Origin of the sequence: Streptomyces sp. NBC_00464, from assembly GCF_036013915.1 — a bacterium.
In the GTDB taxonomy this organism is placed as follows: domain Bacteria; phylum Actinomycetota; class Actinomycetes; order Streptomycetales; family Streptomycetaceae; genus Streptomyces.
Window position 1 is genome coordinate 6,523,196 of record NZ_CP107899.1, and the last position, 16,530, is coordinate 6,539,725.

The 16,530-nt window shown below is 68.5% G+C and carries 17 protein-coding genes and 1 pseudogene; 17 read left to right on the forward strand and 1 reads right to left on the reverse strand.

From position 1 onward, the window contains the following. The first annotated feature begins 179 nt into the window (after positions 1 to 179). The 6 genes and pseudogenes from arc (at position 180) to prcA (ending at position 6,062) form a co-directional block, all read left to right on the forward strand. Positions 180 to 1,946, forward strand: a complete 1,767-nt coding sequence (gene arc, locus OG912_RS29290; protein ID WP_326735256.1) for a proteasome ATPase — start codon at positions 180 to 182, stop codon at positions 1,944 to 1,946. Between the two features lie 238 nt (positions 1,947 to 2,184). Beyond that, on the forward strand, positions 2,185 to 3,696 hold the full coding sequence (gene dop, locus OG912_RS29295) for a depupylase/deamidase Dop (protein ID WP_327711948.1): 1,512 nt from the start codon (positions 2,185 to 2,187) through the stop codon (positions 3,694 to 3,696). Between the two features lie 120 nt (positions 3,697 to 3,816). Next, entirely contained in the window at positions 3,817 to 4,035 is a 219-nt protein-coding gene (locus tag OG912_RS29300) for a ubiquitin-like protein Pup (RefSeq protein ID WP_326735254.1), read from the forward strand. A gap of 112 nt (positions 4,036 to 4,147) precedes the next feature. Beyond that, positions 4,148 to 4,333 (forward strand): annotated as a pseudogene (locus OG912_RS29305) (endonuclease domain-containing protein); the annotation flags it as partial. Next, a complete protein-coding gene (gene prcB / locus OG912_RS29310; RefSeq protein WP_326735253.1) occupies positions 4,285 to 5,130 on the forward strand; it encodes a proteasome subunit beta in 846 nt (281 codons plus the stop codon). The pseudogene OG912_RS29305 and the gene prcB, both read left to right, overlap by 49 nt. Before the next feature lie 59 nt (positions 5,131 to 5,189). Next, entirely contained in the window at positions 5,190 to 6,062 is an 873-nt protein-coding gene (prcA, locus tag OG912_RS29315) for a proteasome subunit alpha (RefSeq protein WP_327711949.1), read from the forward strand. Positions 6,063 to 6,117: 55 nt separating this feature from the next. On the opposite strand, the gene OG912_RS29320 is transcribed toward prcA, so the two are convergent. Continuing rightward, positions 6,118 to 7,155: a LacI family DNA-binding transcriptional regulator gene (locus OG912_RS29320; RefSeq protein WP_327711950.1), complete on the reverse strand. Its 1,038-nt coding sequence runs from the start codon at positions 7,153 to 7,155 to the stop codon at positions 6,118 to 6,120. A 132-nt stretch (positions 7,156 to 7,287) separates the two neighbouring features. On the opposite strand from OG912_RS29320, the gene OG912_RS29325 reads away from it, so the two are divergent. The 11 genes from OG912_RS29325 to OG912_RS29375 all read left to right on the forward strand — a co-directional run bounded on the left by OG912_RS29325 (position 7,288) and on the right by OG912_RS29375 (position 16,521). Continuing rightward, a complete protein-coding gene (locus OG912_RS29325; protein WP_327711951.1) occupies positions 7,288 to 8,547 on the forward strand; it encodes an MFS transporter in 1,260 nt (419 codons plus the stop codon). A gap of 9 nt (positions 8,548 to 8,556) precedes the next feature. Next, on the forward strand, positions 8,557 to 9,918 hold the full coding sequence (gene pafA / locus OG912_RS29330) for a Pup--protein ligase (RefSeq protein ID WP_326735249.1): 1,362 nt from the start codon (positions 8,557 to 8,559) through the stop codon (positions 9,916 to 9,918). 140 nt (positions 9,919 to 10,058) lie between these two features. Beyond that, entirely contained in the window at positions 10,059 to 11,015 is a 957-nt protein-coding gene (locus OG912_RS29335; RefSeq protein WP_327711953.1) for an FKBP-type peptidyl-prolyl cis-trans isomerase, read from the forward strand. Positions 11,016 to 11,058: 43 nt separating this feature from the next. Further along, positions 11,059 to 11,430, forward strand: a complete 372-nt coding sequence (locus tag OG912_RS29340) for an FKBP-type peptidyl-prolyl cis-trans isomerase (RefSeq protein WP_326735247.1) — start codon at positions 11,059 to 11,061, stop codon at positions 11,428 to 11,430. A gap of 171 nt (positions 11,431 to 11,601) precedes the next feature. Next, a complete protein-coding gene (locus tag OG912_RS29345; RefSeq protein ID WP_327711954.1) occupies positions 11,602 to 12,555 on the forward strand; it encodes a helix-turn-helix transcriptional regulator in 954 nt (317 codons plus the stop codon). Positions 12,556 to 12,568: 13 nt separating this feature from the next. Further along, a complete protein-coding gene (locus tag OG912_RS29350; protein WP_326735245.1) occupies positions 12,569 to 13,525 on the forward strand; it encodes a helix-turn-helix transcriptional regulator in 957 nt (318 codons plus the stop codon). Between the two features lie 18 nt (positions 13,526 to 13,543). Then, positions 13,544 to 13,822 (forward strand): hypothetical protein, encoded by a 279-nt coding sequence (locus OG912_RS29355; protein WP_330826119.1) that lies wholly within the window; start codon positions 13,544 to 13,546, stop codon positions 13,820 to 13,822. Between the two features lie 47 nt (positions 13,823 to 13,869). Continuing rightward, positions 13,870 to 14,067 carry a hypothetical protein gene (locus OG912_RS29360; protein ID WP_327711956.1) on the forward strand — a complete coding sequence of 66 codons (198 nt, stop codon included), beginning with the start codon at positions 13,870 to 13,872 and terminating at the stop codon, positions 14,065 to 14,067. Positions 14,068 to 14,297: 230 nt separating this feature from the next. Beyond that, positions 14,298 to 14,588 carry a Sec-independent protein translocase subunit TatA gene (gene tatA / locus OG912_RS29365; protein WP_326740533.1) on the forward strand — a complete coding sequence of 97 codons (291 nt, stop codon included), beginning with the start codon at positions 14,298 to 14,300 and terminating at the stop codon, positions 14,586 to 14,588. Positions 14,589 to 14,637: 49 nt separating this feature from the next. Then, positions 14,638 to 15,594, forward strand: a complete 957-nt coding sequence (gene tatC / locus OG912_RS29370; protein WP_327711957.1) for a twin-arginine translocase subunit TatC — start codon at positions 14,638 to 14,640, stop codon at positions 15,592 to 15,594. 18 nt (positions 15,595 to 15,612) lie between these two features. Further along, a complete protein-coding gene (locus OG912_RS29375; protein ID WP_327711958.1) occupies positions 15,613 to 16,521 on the forward strand; it encodes a diacylglycerol kinase in 909 nt (302 codons plus the stop codon). Positions 16,522 to 16,530 lie beyond the last annotated feature (9 nt).

The following is a 16,530-nucleotide window of genomic DNA, read 5'->3' on the forward strand; positions in this document are numbered from 1 at the left end:
CGACGATACAACCGGCCGCTTTCGGAGGTTGAAGGGTGGGTATTCACCTGACACGAGGGAGAGAACGCAAGGGTGAAGATCGGACACGCCCCACAGTCTTTGTGATCTAGGGGTTTCAATCATCACCCACCCAGGTAGGGTCAGGAAGCGTCCAGCTCCCCTTGGAGGAGGTGAGGACCGTGGCAGCCCACGACGACGACATCAACCGCGGCATCCGGCCCGGGCGAGGGTCCGATGACCCAGCCGGCCAGGTCGCCTATCTTGAGCAGGAAATCGCCGTCCTGCGACGTAAGCTCGCCGACTCTCCGCGTCATACGAGGATTCTCGAAGAGCGGATCGTCGAGTTCCAGACCAACCTTGCAGGCGTGTCCGCACAGAACGAGCGGCTCGCTGCCACACTCCGCGAGGCCCGAGACCAGATCGTGGCCCTCAAGGAAGAGGTCGACCGGCTCGCACAGCCGCCGGCCGGCTTCGGTGTGTTCCTGCAGGCGAACGAGGACGGCACCTGCGACATCTTCACCGGGGGTCGCAAGCTCCGGGTGAACGTCAGTCCCAGCGTTGAGCTGGAGGGCCTCCGGCGCGGCCAGGAGGTCATGCTCAACGAAGCGCTCAACGTGGTCGAGGCCATGGAATTCGAGCGGGCCGGGGACATCGTCACCCTCAAGGAGATCCTTGAGGACGGCGAACGTGCCCTGGTGGTCGGGCACACCGACGAGGAACGGGTGGTGCGGCTCGCCGAGCCGTTGCTGGACATCACCATCCGCCCCGGCGACGCCCTGCTGCTCGAACCCAGGTCCGGCTACGTCTACGAAGTCGTGCCCAAGAGCGAGGTCGAAGAGCTCGTCCTCGAAGAAGTCCCGGACATCGACTACAACAAGATCGGTGGACTGGGCGACCAGATCGAGCTCATCCGGGACGCGGTCGAGCTTCCCTACCTCCACCCGGACCTCTTCAAGGAGCACGAGCTGCGGCCGCCGAAGGGCATCCTGCTCTACGGTCCGCCCGGCTGCGGCAAGACACTCATCGCCAAGGCCGTCGCCAACTCCCTTGCCAAGAAGGTCGCCGAAGTCACCGGCCAGCCGGCCGGGAAGAGCTACTTCCTCAACATCAAGGGTCCGGAGCTCCTCAACAAGTACGTCGGTGAGACCGAGCGCCACATCCGCCTGGTCTTCCAGCGTGCCCGTGAGAAGGCGAGTGAGGGTACCCCCGTCATCGTCTTCTTCGACGAGATGGAGTCCCTCTTCCGTACCCGGGGATCCGGCGTCAGCTCGGACGTGGAGAACACCATCGTCCCCCAGCTGCTCGCCGAGATCGACGGCGTCGAGGGCCTGGAGAACGTCATCGTCATCGGCGCCTCCAACCGCGAGGACATGATCGACCCCGCGATCCTGCGACCCGGCCGCCTCGATGTGAAGATCAAGATCGAGCGCCCCGACGCAGAGGCCGCGAAGGACATCTTCGCGAAGTACCTCACGCCTTCGCTGCCCCTGCACGCGGACGATCTCGCCGAGCACACGGGCTCCAAGGAGGCCGCGGCTCACGCCATGATCCAGTCGGTCGTCGAGCGGATGTACACCGAGTCCGAGGAGAACCGCTTCCTCGAGGTCACGTACGCCAACGGCGACAAGGAAGTCCTTTACTTCAAGGACTTCAACTCCGGCGCGATGATCCAGAACATCGTCGACCGGGCCAAGAAGATGGCCATCAAGGCATTCCTCGAGCAGGGCCAGAAGGGCCTGCGTGTCTCCCACCTCCTCCAGGCCTGCGTGGATGAGTTCAAGGAGAACGAGGACCTGCCGAACACCACCAACCCGGACGACTGGGCCAGGATCTCCGGCAAGAAGGGTGAGCGGATCGTCTTCATCCGCACACTCGTCACCGGAAAGCAGGGCGCGGACACCGGTCGCTCCATCGACACGGTGGCGAATACCGGGCAGTACCTCTAGAACGCAGACCGGCTGCGGATGCCCGGCCGGGCATCCGCAGCCGGTTGCTTTCCGGACAGCTCCCACGACACCGCAGGTAATGACGTAATTGATCTCCCCACCGGCACAGAGGCGCTCTAGGCTCTGGCATACCGCCCGGTCGCGCAGTGCGGGAACGGGCGAACCGCGCACGCACCGGAAAAGCAGCGGTACTTGAGCGCCGCCCCGGAAGGGAGCGCCGCCGGGCAAGGAGGGCCGCATGACCGTACGGCGAGTAATGGGCATCGAGACCGAGTACGGGATTTCCGTGCCGGGCCACCCCAACGCCAATGCCATGCTCACCTCGTCCCAGATCGTCAACGCCTACGCGGCGGCGATGCACCGGGCGCGCCGCGCCCGCTGGGACTTCGAGGAGGAGAATCCGCTGCGCGACGCGCGAGGCTTCGACCTCGCCCGTGAGACCGCCGACTCCAGCCAGCTCACGGACGAGGACATCGGCCTGGCCAATGTCATCCTCACCAACGGGGCACGGCTCTACGTCGACCACGCGCACCCCGAGTACAGCTCGCCGGAGATCACCAACCCCAGGGACGCGGTCCTCTGGGACAAGGCCGGCGAACGCATCATGGCCGAGGCGGCCGAGCGCGCGGCCCAGCTTCCGGGCGCCCAGCCGATCCACCTCTACAAGAACAACACCGACAACAAGGGCGCGTCGTACGGCACGCACGAGAACTACCTGATGAAGCGCGAGACGCCGTTCTCCGACATCGTGCGCCACCTGACGCCGTTCTTCGTCTCGCGTCAGGTCGTCACCGGCGCCGGCCGGGTCGGTATCGGCCAGGACGGCCACGAGCACGGCTTCCAGATCAGCCAGCGCGCCGACTATTTCGAGGTCGAGGTCGGTCTGGAGACCACCCTCAAGCGCCCGATCATCAACACGCGCGACGAGCCCCACTCCGACGCCGAGAAGTACCGCCGGCTCCACGTGATCATCGGCGACGCGAATCTCTCGGAGATCTCCACCTACCTCAAGCTGGGTACCACCTCGCTGGTCCTCTCCATGATCGAGGACGGCTTCATCAACGTCGACCTGGCCGTCGACCAGCCGGTGCGCACCCTGCACCAGGTCTCCCACGACCCGGACCTGCGGCAGCTGATCACTCTGCGCAGCGGCCGGACACTCACCGCTGTCCAGCTCCAGATGGAGTACTTCGAGCTGGGCCGCAAGTACGTCGAGGAGCGGTACGGGGCGGACGCCGACGAGCAGACCAAGGACATCCTGATCCGCTGGGAGGACACGCTCAACCGGCTGGAGAACGATCCGATGAGCCTGTCCCGCGAGCTGGACTGGATCGCCAAGCGGGAGCTCATGGAGGGCTACCGCCGTCGCGACAACCTGGACTGGGACGCCGCCCGCCTGCACCTGGTGGACCTGCAGTACGCCGACGTACGGGCCGAGAAGGGCCTCTACAACCGTCTGGTGGCCCGCGGCAGGATGAAGCGCCTGCTGGACGAGAACGACGTCGAGAGGGCCCGTACGGCGCCTCCGGAGGACACCAGGGCGTACTTCCGCGGTCGCTGTCTGGAGCAGTACGCGGACGACGTCGCCGCGGCCTCCTGGGACTCGGTCATCTTCGACCTGCCGGGCCACGACTCCCTCCAGCGGGTTCCCACCATGGAGCCGCTGCGGGGCACCCGCGACCACGTCAAGGCACTCCTGGACCGCTGCCGTACGGCGGAGGAGCTGGTCCGGGTGCTGCAGGGCGGCTGAAAGGGCCGCCGACTGGGAATCATTCCGATGACCTCCGGACGTTGAGACAAGTACCGGGCCAATGTCGGACCCCGTAGGTAGGGTCTGATCAAGTGCTTCGAACCGAGCGGGGTGAGCTATATGGCGACCAAGGACACCGGCGGCGGACAGCAGAAGGCGACGCGCTCCACGGAAGAGGTCGAGGAGCAGGCGCAGGATGCGCAGGGCTCCGAGGACCTCAAGGAGCGACAGGAGAAGCTGAGCGACGACGTCGACGACGTCCTCGACGAGATCGACGATGTCCTGGAGGCCAACGCCGAGGACTTCGTTCGCTCATTCGTTCAAAAGGGCGGGGAGTAACCGGCCCGGCACCCTGGCCGGCGATCCATGGCCGGTGACCGGTCGTGCGGCACGAGCACAAGCCCGTGCCGCACGACCGCGGGCACGGATCGCGATCGGTCGGAATACCTCCGCCACACATGTGGATCACCCCGGTCGGACGGGTAGGGTCCGTGGCATACGGTGCTTCAACTGCAATTCGGCCGTAGGCAAGTTGGGAGATGATCCTGACGCCTAGCGCAGGGCCATCGCTTACCTGGAGGGAAACGCGTGGAAGCCAACACTCGTAGCACCGGGCGTCTACCAGCTGCCTTCCTGACGCCCGGGTCCTCTTCGTTCATGGACTTCCTGTCCGACCAGTCGCCCGGGATGCTCCCGGGCAACCGGCAGCTGCCGCCCATGAAGGGGGCCATCGAGGCGCCGCACGGCACCACGATCGTCGCGGCGTCCTTCCCCGGCGGCGTGGTCCTGGCCGGTGACCGGCGGGCGACCATGGGCAACATGATCGCGCAGCGCGATATCGAAAAGGTCTTCCCGGCCGACGAGTACTCGGCGGTGGGTATCGCCGGTACGGCCGGGCTGGCCGTGGAGATGGTCAAGCTCTTCCAGCTGGAGCTGGAGCACTTCGAGAAGGTCGAAGGGGCCCAGCTCTCCCTGGAGGGCAAGGCCAACCGGCTCTCCACGATGATCCGCGGCAATCTGGCGATGGCCATGCAGGGTCTCGCCGTGGTGCCGCTCTTCGCCGGCTACGACGTCGACCGCGAGCGGGGCCGGATCTTCAGCTACGACGTCACCGGCGGCCGCTCCGAGGAGCACGGGTACGCATCGACCGGCTCCGGTTCGATCTTCGCCCGCAACTCGATGAAGAAGCTGTACCGCGAGGATCTGACGGAGGAGCAGACGCTCACGCTGGTCGTGCAGGCGCTGTACGACGCGGCGGACGACGATTCCGCGACCGGTGGACCGGACGTGGGCCGTCGTATCTATCCGATCCTCACCGTCATCACCGACGAGGGCTTCCGGAAGCTGACCGCGGACGAATCCTCCGAGATTGCGCGCTCGATTCTGGAACGCCGGCTGGAACAGCCCGACGGCCCGCGCGCCGCGCTGCTCTGACCGTCCGTTCCGAGGCTTCTTCGATGCTCCTGCCACTGACAGAAAGGGACGGATAGCCGGTGTCGACGCCGTTCTATGTCTCACCTCAGCAGGCCATGGCCGACCGGGCGGAATACGCCCGGAAGGGCATCGCCCGTGGTCGCAGCCTGGTTGTGCTGCAGTACGCCGACGGCATTGTGTTCGTCGGCGAGAACCCGTCCCGTGCGCTGCACAAGTTCAGCGAGATCTATGACCGGATCGGTTTCGCCGCCGCCGGGAAGTACAACGAGTACGAGAATCTCCGCATCGGCGGGGTGCGTTACGCCGATCTGCGCGGATACACCTATGACCGCGACGATGTGACGGCGCGTGGACTGGCGAACGTCTACGCGCAGACGCTCGGCACCATCTTCTCCAGTGCGGCCGAGAAGCCGTACGAGGTGGAGCTGGTGGTCGCCGAGGTCGGTGCCGGGCCCGAGGGCGACCAGATCTACCGGCTGCCGCACGACGGCTCGATCGTGGACGAGCACGGCTCGGTCGCGGTCGGCGGCAACGCGGAACAGATCAGCACCTTCCTGGACCAGCGCCACCGTGACGGGATGTCCCTCGCCGAGGCGCTGAAGCTGGCGGTGCAGGCGCTGTCCCGCGATCCCAACGGCAGCGAGCGGGAGATCCCCGCGGAGCGGCTGGAGGTCGCGGTCCTGGACCGTACGAGGCCGCAGCAGCGCAAGTTCAAGCGGATCGTCGGCCGGCAGCTGGCGCGGCTGCTGGAGGCGGACGGCGCCGGTTCGACGCCGACGGACGCCCCTTCTGACACGGAGGAAGGCGAGGTCGCGGACACCTCGGCGGCCACTACGGACACCGGCGGGGCGAGCGCCAAGAAGGCCGCCCCGGATTCCTCCGATGCCGGTGATTCCCGGGACTCCACCGACTCGGGCGGCGACGTGGAGTAGCCGGCCCTGCCGGTCTCCGTGCCCCGGTCCGCCTTCTCGGCGGGCCGGGGCACTGTCATGCCGCGTGGTGGCCGGGCGGGGGCGCCGAGGAGCCGCGGACGACCAGGTGCACCGCCAGGCTGCCGACCTCGGCCGGCCTGCCGTCCAGCACGGCCAGCAACGCGTTCATACCGCGCTCGCCGACCTGTTCGGCGGGCAGTTGCACCGTGGTGAGCTCGGGTTCGACCGCCGTGGCCAGCGCCAGGTCGTCGAAGCCGGTGACGGAGAGGTCGTCCGGAACCCGCAGCCCGAGTCGCCGGGCGGCCTTGCAGGCGCCCGCGGCCAGGATGTCGTCGTCGCAGACGATGGCGGTGGGGCGGGGCCCGGGGAGGGCCAGTGCGCGTTCCGCGGCCTCGCGGCCGGCCCGTACGTCCAGCGCGGCCGGAACGGAGCGGACATCGGCTCCGGGGACGCCGCTCAGGGTGTCTTGGAGTGCCCGGGCGCGGACCGCGAACGTCCAGGAGTCGACGGCCGACGCGAGATGGATGAAGCGTCGGTGGCCGAGGGCCAGCAGATGACGTGTCACCTGGCGCATCCCGTCGGCGATGTCGAGATTGACCCGGGCGGCGGGGCCCGGCGCCGCGGGATCGCTGTCGAGCATGACCAGGGGGACGTCGGCCCCGTGCAGGGCGCCGAGGGCGTCGGCGGCCATGGAGGAGGCGATCACCCCGTCCAGGGCGGCGCGCGCCGAGGCGAAGGGGTCCCGGGCCGGTCCCGTGCCGTCGGGTGAGGGGTAGAGGACGACGCCGAAGCCGTGCTCGGCGGCGACTGCGGCGGCGCCGGTGTACACCCGGGCGAAGAACTCGTTGGTCAGCGCGGGGACGACGAGCAGGGCGGTCCGGGTGTTGCCGAGGCGCAGATTGCGGGCGGCGAGGTTGGGCCGGTAGCCGAGGCTGCGGGCGGCGTCGCGGACCCGTCCGACGGTGGTCTCGGCGACCCGGCCGCGCCATTTGTCGCCGAGGACCAGGGAGACGGTGGCCTGGGAGACACCGGCGGCCCGGGCCACGTCGCGGCTGGTGGGCCGGGAGGGGCCGGGTGGTGCTGGGCTGGTCACGCGAGCCTCCGGGGCCGGTCGGGCAGGCGCAATGAGGTGGACCTGCGGACTGGGCTCATGGTACGTATGAACCTGGAAGTTATACGTAAAACCTAGGGTGGCCGGAAGGGCGCTCCAAGGAGAGGGCGGGACATGGCCGCGGGATATCTGGACATCCTCCGGGCGCGGCATGCCGCCCGGCTGCTGACGGGCACCCTCGTGGGGCGGCTGCCGAACGGCACCGCCCCCATCGCGATCGTGCTGTTCACCCGTGCGGAGGGCGGCAGCTACGCCCTCGCGGGCGCGCTCGCCGCGGTGTACGGGCTGGGAACGGCCGTCGGACAGCCGCTGCTGGGCCGTGCCGTGGACCTGTACGGCCAGCCGCGCGTCCAGCTGCCCGCCGCCGCCCTGTCGGCCCTCGGTATGGCCCTGCTCGCCGTGGCGGGCTTCGGGTCGCTGCCGCTCGCCTACGCGGCCGTGGCCGTGGCCGGACTGTTCACACCGCCTCTGGAGGGCGGTCTGCGGGCTCTGTGGCCGAGCATCCTCGGCAGCGAGGACCGGGTGCACCGCGCGTACGCCATGGACGCGGTCGCGCAGGAGGTCATGTTCACGGTGGGGCCGCTGCTGGTGACCGTGCTGGTCTCCCTCTGGTCGCCGGCGGCCGCACTGCTCGTCATCAACGCGATCGGTGTCCTGGGGGCGCTCTCCGTCGTCCTGTCCGAGCCGTCCAGGGCCTGGCGTTCCGCACCGCGCGAGGCGCACTGGCTGGGGGCGCTCCGCTCGCCCGGGCTGCTGGCGCTGCTCGGCTCCTTCTTCTTCGTCGGACTGGCGCTGGGTTCCATCACGGTGGCGGGCGTGGCGTACGCCGACGACCAGGGCCAGGAGTCCGTCTACGGCTGGCTGATGGCGGCCCTGGGACTCGGCGCGCTGATCGGTGGGACGGTGTACGGGGCGCGCCAGTGGTCGGGGCCGCCCGAGCGCAGGCTCCGGGTGATCGTGGCGCTGCTGGCGCTCGGCTACCTCCCGCTGGTGCTGACGCCGGGCGTCGTGGCGATGACCGTGCTGGCCGCCGTGGCCGGGGTGTTCCTGGCCCCGGCCATCGCCTGCTCGTTCATCGTCGTCGACCGGCACGCCCCGCGGGGCACGGTGACGGAGGCGTTCTCCTGGCTCGTGACGACGTTCGGGGTGGGCGCGGCGGCCGGAACGGCCGTGGCGGGCCCGGCCGTGGAGCTGGGCGGGACGGCATGGAGCTTCGCCGTCGCGGGGGCCGGTGGAGTGGCCGCTCTGCTCGTTCTGCTGGCCACCGGAAAGGTCCTCGCAGCTCCCGGGCGTAGTGCTGTCGCGGTGCGAGGATCGGAAAATGATCGAAACGGTGCCGTCGAACCCGGTTTCAGCTCGGGCCATCAGGCGTAATGTTCAGTCATGGACCGCCGCATTTTCGGGCTGGAGAACGAGTACGGCGTCACGTGCACGTTCAGGGGACAGCGCCGACTGTCTCCTGATGAAGTGGCGCGCTACCTCTTCCGCCGTGTTGTGTCATGGGGCCGCAGCAGCAATGTCTTTCTGCGGAACGGCGCCCGCCTCTACCTCGACGTGGGATCGCATCCGGAATATGCAACCCCCGAATGCGACAACCTGACCGAGCTGGTCACTCACGACAAGGCCGGCGAGCGCATTCTCGAAGGCCTGCTTGTCGACGCCGAACGCCGCCTGCACGAGGAGGGAATCGCGGGCGACGTCTATCTCTTCAAGAACAACACCGACTCGGCAGGAAACTCCTACGGATGCCATGAGAACTACCTCGTGGCCCGGCACGGAGAATTCTCCCGGCTCGCGGACATCCTCATTCCCTTCCTCGTCACGAGGCAGCTGATCTGCGGCGCCGGCAAGGTGCTGCAGACCCCGCGGGGCGCCGTCTACTGCGTCAGCCAGCGAGCCGAGCACATCTGGGAGGGCGTCAGCTCCGCGACGACGCGCTCCCGTCCGATCATCAACACCCGCGACGAACCGCACGCGGACGCGGAGCGCTACCGCCGCCTCCACGTCATCGTCGGCGACTCCAACATGTCCGAGACGACGATGCTCCTCAAGGTCGGCGCGACCGACCTGGTGCTCCGCATGATCGAGGCGGGCACGGTGATGCGGGATCTGACCCTGGAGAACCCGATCCGGGCGATCCGCGAGGTCAGCCACGACATCACGGGGCAGCGCAAGGTCCGCCTCGCCAGCGGCCGCGAGGCCTCCGCCATAGAGGTGCAGCGCGAGTACTACGAGAAGGCCGTGGACTTCGTGGACCGCCGCGGCATCCGCACGGGCAACGTCGAGAAGGTCCTCGAACTGTGGGGCCGCACGCTCGACGCGATCGAGGCCGAGGACCTCGACCGGATCGGTACCGAGATCGACTGGGTCATGAAGTACAAGCTCATCGAGCGGTACCGGGCCAAGCACAACATGACCATGTCGAATCCGCGGGTCGCCCAGATAGACCTCGCCTACCACGACATCCACCGCCGCCGGGGCCTGTACTACCTGCTGGAACGCAGGGGCCAGGCCGCCCGTATCTGCAACGACCTGAAGATCTTCGAGGGCAAGTCGGTGCCCCCGCAGACGACCCGGGCGCGGTTGCGGGGCGACTTCATCCGGCGGGCCCAGGAGCAGCGGCGGGACTTCACCGTCGACTGGGTCCATCTCAAGCTCAACGACCAGGCGCAGCGCACGGTGTTGTGCAAGGACCCGTTCCGATCCGTCGACGACCGAGTGGAGAAGCTGATCGCGGGTATGTGAGCCGGCGCAGGACGCGCCTCGGCTCTCGTGCGACTCGGGCCCCGTACGTTCCTCGTACGGGGCCCTGCGCACGCCCTAGAGTGTCGGGGACCCCCTGGGCTGTGTCCCAACAAATGTGTCGTCTGAGATCTGAGGAACCAGTGCGCCGAATTGCCGGCCTTCTCGTCGTCCCCCTGCTGCTGCTGACAGCGGCCTGCGGCAGCGACGACAAGGGCTCCGACTCCGCTTCCGCCTCCGCGTCCGCCCCCACGAAGGGCGGATTCCCCGCCATCACCGCGGGCGCGAAGTTCGGCGAGAAGCCCACTCTGGCCAAGGGCACGGGAACGCCGCCCAAAGAGCTGAAGACCAAGGTCGTCAGTGAGGGTGACGGCGCCACGCTCAAGAACGGCGACGCGATCCAGGTCAACTACCTGGGCCAGGCCTGGGACTCCGACAAGCCGTTCGACAACAGCTTCGACCGCAAGCAGCCGTTCGATCTCACGCTCGGTGCCGGCATGGTCATCCAGGGCTGGGACAAGGGCCTGGTCGGCCAGAAGGTCGGCAGCAGGGTCGAACTCATCATTCCGCCGGACCTCGGTTACGGCGCGCAGGGCCAGGGCGACATCAAGCCGAACGCCACCCTCGTCTTCGTCGTCGACATCCTGAAGGCGAAGCAGATCCCGGCATCCGCCAAGGGCACCCCGGTCGCCCAGGACAACGTCGACCTGCCGAAGGTCGGCACGAACACCGACGGCAAGGCGCCGACCCTCACGATCCCCAGCAAGGTCACCCCGCCGAAGAAGCTGGTCTCCAACTACGTCCTGGAGTCCAAGGGCGAGGTCGTCAAGGAGACCGACACGGTCGTCGTGAACTACGTGGCCAAGCTGTGGAAGGACGGCAAGGAGTTCGACAACACCTACGCCACGGGCAAGACCGCTTCCTTCCCGCTCGCCCAGGTCACCCTCAAGGGACTCAAGAACGGCCTGATCGGCAAGAAGATCGGCAGCCGTGTGCTGCTCGTCGTCCCGCCGGACCAGGGCCTCGGTGACAAGGCGCAGCAGTCCGTCCCGGCGAACTCCACGCTCGTCTTCGCCGTGGACATCCTCGCAAAGATGTAAGACTGTCCCGGTTGCCCAGTTCATCATTTAGAGGAGCAAGTCAGTGAGCATCGAGAAGCCCGAGATCGACTTCCCGGGTGGCGAGCCGCCGGCCGACCTGGAGATCAAGGAGATCTGGGAAGGCGACGGCGCGGAGGCCAAGGCCGGCCAGACCGTCTCCGTCCACTACGTGGGCGTGGCCTTCTCCACCGGTGAGGAATTCGACGCCTCCTGGAACCGCGGTACGCCGCTCAAGTTCCAGCTCGGTGCCGGCCAGGTCATCAAGGGCTGGGACCAGGGCGTGCAGGGCATGAAGGTCGGCGGCCGTCGCCAGCTGACCATCCCCGCGCACCTCGGCTACGGGGACCGCGGCGCCGGCAGCGCGATCGCCCCGGGCGAGACGCTGATCTTCGTCTGCGACCTGGTCGCCGTCTGATCTCGCGCCCCTGCGCTTCGAGGGCCCGTGCCGCAAGGCACGGGCCCTAGTGCCGTGGCAGGCAACGTTTGCCCCGTCGCGGGCAAACGTTGCCCGCCGCGGCACTAGCTTTTGTCCGGACACCCCGGAGCGGTACGGTCGAGGGTCGTAGAGCAAACAGAGAGGGCGTCGATGGCGATTGCCAAGGCCGAGCGGCTGATGAACCTGGCACTGTGTCTGCTGGGGACCCGGCGCCCGCTCAGCAAGCGCGAACTGCGCGGTTCCATCGAGGCCTATCTCGAAGCTGGTTCCGACGACGCCTTCAACCGGATGTTCGAGCGCGACAAGGACGACCTGCGCGAGCTCGGTCTGGTCATCGAAACCGTGGAGAACCTGGACGGCGACACCGGCTACCTGGCCCGCCGCGACAGCAACCGGCTGCCCCCGATCACGCTGGACGCGGAGGAGGCCGCAGCCCTGGGGCTGGCCGCCAAGGTCTGGCAGCAGGCCCGGCTGGCCGGTGCAGCCAGCGGAGCCCTGCAGAAGCTGCGGGCCGCGGGCATGCCGGAGGCGGAGGACGCGTACGAGGTGCACAGCGCCCTCGAACCCCGTATCCCCGTCCACGAGGCCGCGTTCGAGCCGCTGATGCTGGCCTGCCGCGACCGCCGGCCGGTGACCTTCGACTACCGCAAGGCCAACGCCGCACGCCCCGAGCAGCGCCAGGTCGAGCCGTGGACGCTGGAATGCTGGCGCGGCCACTGGTACTTGGCCGGCTGGGACCGGGGGCGGGGTGCGGAGCGGGTGTTCCGGCTCTCCCGGATCGCGGGGAAGGTCCGTTCCCGGGCCGGGGCCTTCACCGCCGAGGTGCCCGACGTGGTCACCGTCCGCGAGACCGTGGAGAGCTGGGCGGGCGAGACGGCGACGCGCACCGCGCTGATCAGGCTGCGGGCCGATTCCGGCTACCCGCTGCGGGCCCGGGCCATATCGGTCCGGGAACTCGGGGACGGGTGGGAGGAGTTGGAGATTCCGTACGGACACGGTCTGGACGCCTGGCTCGTCGAGTTCGGTCCGGACGTCGTCGTGAGTGAACCTGCGGATCTGCGGGCCGACGTGGTGGACCGGCTGCGCGCCGTGGCCAAGGACTGAGGGGACCGAATTCATGGCCACGAACGCCATCGACCAGACCCGCCGGATGCTCTCCCTGGTGACGTATCTGCGCGAGCGCCCCGGCGCCCACGTCCAGGACGTCGCCCGGGCCTTCGGGATCACCGAGGACGAGCTGATCTCGGACCTCGACGTCCTGCCCATGTGCGGGACGAGCTTCCGAGGCGGCGATCTGCTGGACATCGACACCGACGGCGACCGCATCTGGTGGCACAACCCGGACGATGTCGCCGAGCCTCTGCGGCTCGCGGCCGACGAGGCGACGGCCCTGCTGGTCGCCGCCCGCGCCGTTGCGACGCTGCCCGGACTGCGCGAGAGCGACCGCCAGGCGCTGCTGCGGGCCACCGCCAAGCTGGAGGCCGCCGCCGGTGAGGTCGGGGCCGCCAGCTCCCGGCTCTCGGTCACCTTCGAGTCCGAGGGCGGCGTCTTCGCCGACGTGGACCGGGCGATCTCCGAACGCCGCCGGCTCTGGCTGCGCTACTACTCGCCCGCGCGCGACGAGCTGACCGAGCGCGAGGTGGACCCGATCCGGCTGTTCGCCGTCGGTCACACCTACATGGAGGCCTGGTGCCGGTCCTCCGAGGACCGGCGTACGTTCCGCCTCGACCGGGTCGCCGAGATCCGGCTGCTCGACGAGCCGGCCGCGCCGCCCGAGCTGGAGCTGCGGGACCTGTCCGAGGGGCTGGTGCAGCCCGCCGCCGAGGATCCGGAGGTCGTGGTCGAGGTCGGCCCCGGCGGGCGATGGGTGGCCGAGTACTACCCGCACGACAGCGCCGAGGAACTGCCCGACGGCGGCCTGCGGATCACCCTGCGCACCCCCGACCCGGCCTCGCTGCGCAGACTCGCGCTCCGGCTCGGCAGGGAGGGGCGCATCGTCTCGCCGCCGGAGCTGGCGCGGAGCGCACAGACCGCGGCCCGGGCGGCGCTCGCCGCGTACGACGGCACGGCCTGAGGGGATACCCGAGGAGATATGACCCATATGTCTGTCGTGTCGGGTGTTTCCGTCGTGCCGACCGTGGTCGTCCCCGAATCCGTACGGTTCAAGGCTGCCTGCCCGGAGTGCCGCGCGCGGTTCGAACTCGCGGCGGCGGAGTTCCGTCTCGCGATCGGCGCGAGCAGCCGGACCACGTTCTACTCCTTCACCTGCCCCGCGTGCGACGTGTCCGTCCGCCGGCCCGCGGGGGAGCGGATAGTGGAACTGCTCACCGGCGGCGGCGTGCGGACGCTGCGCCTGTACACCGGTGCCTGAGACATCACTCCGGACCTTCGGACACTAGACACATCGAGGCTCTGCGCATGTTCTGGCCCATGCTCGCCATCGCCCTGGGATTCCTCGGCATCGCCGTCCTGGGCGTGCTGGCCATCAAGGTCTTCATCGAGGCCCAGCGCCTCGGTCACCAGGTGACAAGCACCACTGAGCGCATCAACCGGGCCGCGGAGGAACTGGAGCGCGCTGCCACGAATCTCGCGGCCACCGGCGAAACCCTGCGCTAGGCGGGCCCGTTCGATCCGGTCGGATGCGGCCTCCTTTTTCGCAGTGGCGGGAGGTACGCTGCTGGTGACGGCCCTGGCAGGGGGTGCGGGCCGCTGTCGAAAGTATGCACAGGCATTGCCTCGCGTTTACTCCCGCGGGTTACGATCGCTCCCAGCGAAATGGTCGGACGTGTGTCTGACCCAAAAGGGCAGCGAGCCCACCTCCAGCCGCCTCAGCGAGAAGGAAGCACATCATGGGCAATCTGAAGCCTCTCGAGATCGTTCTGATCATCGCTGTCATCCTGCTGTTGTTCGGTGCCAAGAAGCTTCCCGACATGGCGCGTTCCCTCGGCAAGTCGGCCCGCATCCTCAAGAGCGAGGCCAAGGCGATGAAGAAGGACGACGAGCCGGCGGCGCCGACGGACACGGTCGCCGACCAGGGTGCTCAGCAGCCCGCAGCCGCGCGCACGATCCAGGCCGCTCCCGGCGACGTGACGAGCTCCCGCCCGGTGAACGAAGCGAAGCCCACCACCCAGAGCTGATTGCTGACGGGTCTCCCCGACAGCTGCCGCACGAGACGAGGGAAGTGGGTTGCTCAAGTCTGCCCGCAAGCAGGAGAAGGACGGCGAGGGGCGGATGCCTCTCGCTGATCACCTGCGTGAGTTGCGTAACCGACTGCTGATCGCGGTCGTGGCGGTCATCGTGATCACGTCGATCACGGCCTTCTTCTACCAGGATCTGATCGACTTCCTGATCCGCCCGATCCTGGAGTCGGTCGGGTGCACCGACGGCCAGAAGAAGCAGGCGAACGGTCGTCCCTGCGCCGAGATGACGGTGAACGGTCTGGTCGCTCCGTTCTCCATCGCCCTCAAGGTCTCCCTCATGGCGGGTGTGCTGTTCTCCACTCCCGTCTGGCTCTACCAGCTCTGGGCGTTCCTGGCCCCGGGTCTTCACAAGAACGAGAAGAAGTACGCGCTGAGCTTCGTCGGCGCCGGCGTGCCGCTGTTCTGCGTCGGAGCTGCGCTCGCGTACATCCTGATGCCCCAGACCGCGGCGGTGCTGCTCGACTTCACCCCGGACAACACGACGAACCTGCTGCCCGTCGACGACTACCTCGACATCGTCACGCGCATGGTGATCGTGTTCGGTCTCGCCTTCGAGCTGCCTCTCCTGCTCGTCCTGCTGAACTTCACCGGCGTCCTCACAGCCAAGCGGCTCGGGTCCTGGTGGCGCGCGATGATCATGGGCATCACGGTCTTCGCCGCAGTCGCCACCCCCACCGGTGACCCGCTGACGATGGTGGTACTGGCCGCGCCGATCGTGCTGCTCTACTTCCTCGCGCTCGGTATCTGCATCGTCAACGACCGGCGGAGGCGTCGCGAGAACCCCGACGCCGACCTCGACGACGACGAGGCCTCGGACCTGGATCTCACGCCTGAGGACATCGGCGACATGGAGAACGTGTCGGCTTCGCTGCCCGCACAGGCCGACGGGGAACAGGACGGCGGACGATCGATCCGGCGAGACGGTTACGACGACATCACCTGACCTTGTAAGGTCCCCCGGGTGACCAGCGAGATCACCCTTTTCGTCAATCCCACCGCAGGACGCGGCCGGGGCGCGCACGCCGCGCAGCCGGCCGCTTCCGCGTTGCGGGACGCCGGATTCTCCGTCCGTACGGTGCTCGGTGAGGACGCCGACGACGCGTTGCGGCGGGCCCGCGAGGCGGTGGCCGCGGGGACGGGCGCGCTCATAGCCGTCGGCGGCGACGGGATGATGTCCCTCGCCCTCCAGGCGGTCGCCGGGACCCCGACCCCGCTCGGTGTCGTCGCCGTCGGTACGGGCAACGACTTCGCCCGCGCTCTCGGCATGCCGATACGGGACCCCGCGGCGGCGGGCCGGCTGGCCGCCGAAGCGCTCAAGGGCGGTGCCGTCCGCGAGATCGACCTCGGCAGGGTCGGCGAGCGCTGGTTCGGTTCCGTGCTCGCCTCCGGCTTCGACTCCCGCGTCAACGACCGCGGCAACCGGATGCGCTGGGTCGGCGGCCGGTTCAAGTACGACCTGGCGATCCTCGCCGAACTCGCCGCCTTCAAGCCCATCACGTACCGCATGAGTCTGGACGGCGGACCGGTCCGGGAGATCGAGGCGACGCTCATCGCCGTCGGCAACGGCTCGACCTATGGTGGCGGCATGCGGATCTGTGCGGACGCCGTCATGGACGACGGCCTCTTCGACGTGACCGTCGTCGGCGACTGCAGCCGCACCACCCTCCTCAAGGTGTTCCCCAAGGTCTACAGGGGAACGCACCTCGGCCACCCCGTCGTCACCGTGCACCGGGTCTCCTCCATCGCACTGGAGGCGGTCGGCGTCACCGCGTACGCGGACGGTGAGCCGCTCGGCTCGCTGCCACTGACCGCCACCTGTGTACCGCGTGCGGCACGGGTGCTGGGGGCGGGTTCTCCCACGGGGACTTAAAGATCGAGT

Excerpts from the sequence above, each read along its gene's own strand:
- dop (WP_327711948.1), top strand. The coding sequence starts at position 2,185 with ATGACCGTACGGCGAGTAATGGGCATCGAGACCGAGTACGGGATTTCC.
- OG912_RS29300 (WP_326735254.1), top strand. The coding sequence starts at position 3,817 with ATGGCGACCAAGGACACCGGCGGCGGACAGCAGAAGGCGACGCGCTCC.
- OG912_RS29325 (WP_327711951.1), top strand. The coding sequence starts at position 7,288 with ATGGCCGCGGGATATCTGGACATCCTCCGGGCGCGGCATGCCGCCCGG.
- pafA (WP_326735249.1), top strand. The coding sequence starts at position 8,557 with ATGGACCGCCGCATTTTCGGGCTGGAGAACGAGTACGGCGTCACGTGC.
- OG912_RS29345 (WP_327711954.1), top strand. The coding sequence starts at position 11,602 with ATGGCGATTGCCAAGGCCGAGCGGCTGATGAACCTGGCACTGTGTCTG.
- OG912_RS29350 (WP_326735245.1), top strand. The coding sequence starts at position 12,569 with ATGGCCACGAACGCCATCGACCAGACCCGCCGGATGCTCTCCCTGGTG.
- OG912_RS29355 (WP_330826119.1), top strand. The coding sequence starts at position 13,544 with ATGACCCATATGTCTGTCGTGTCGGGTGTTTCCGTCGTGCCGACCGTG.
- OG912_RS29360 (WP_327711956.1), top strand. The coding sequence starts at position 13,870 with ATGTTCTGGCCCATGCTCGCCATCGCCCTGGGATTCCTCGGCATCGCC.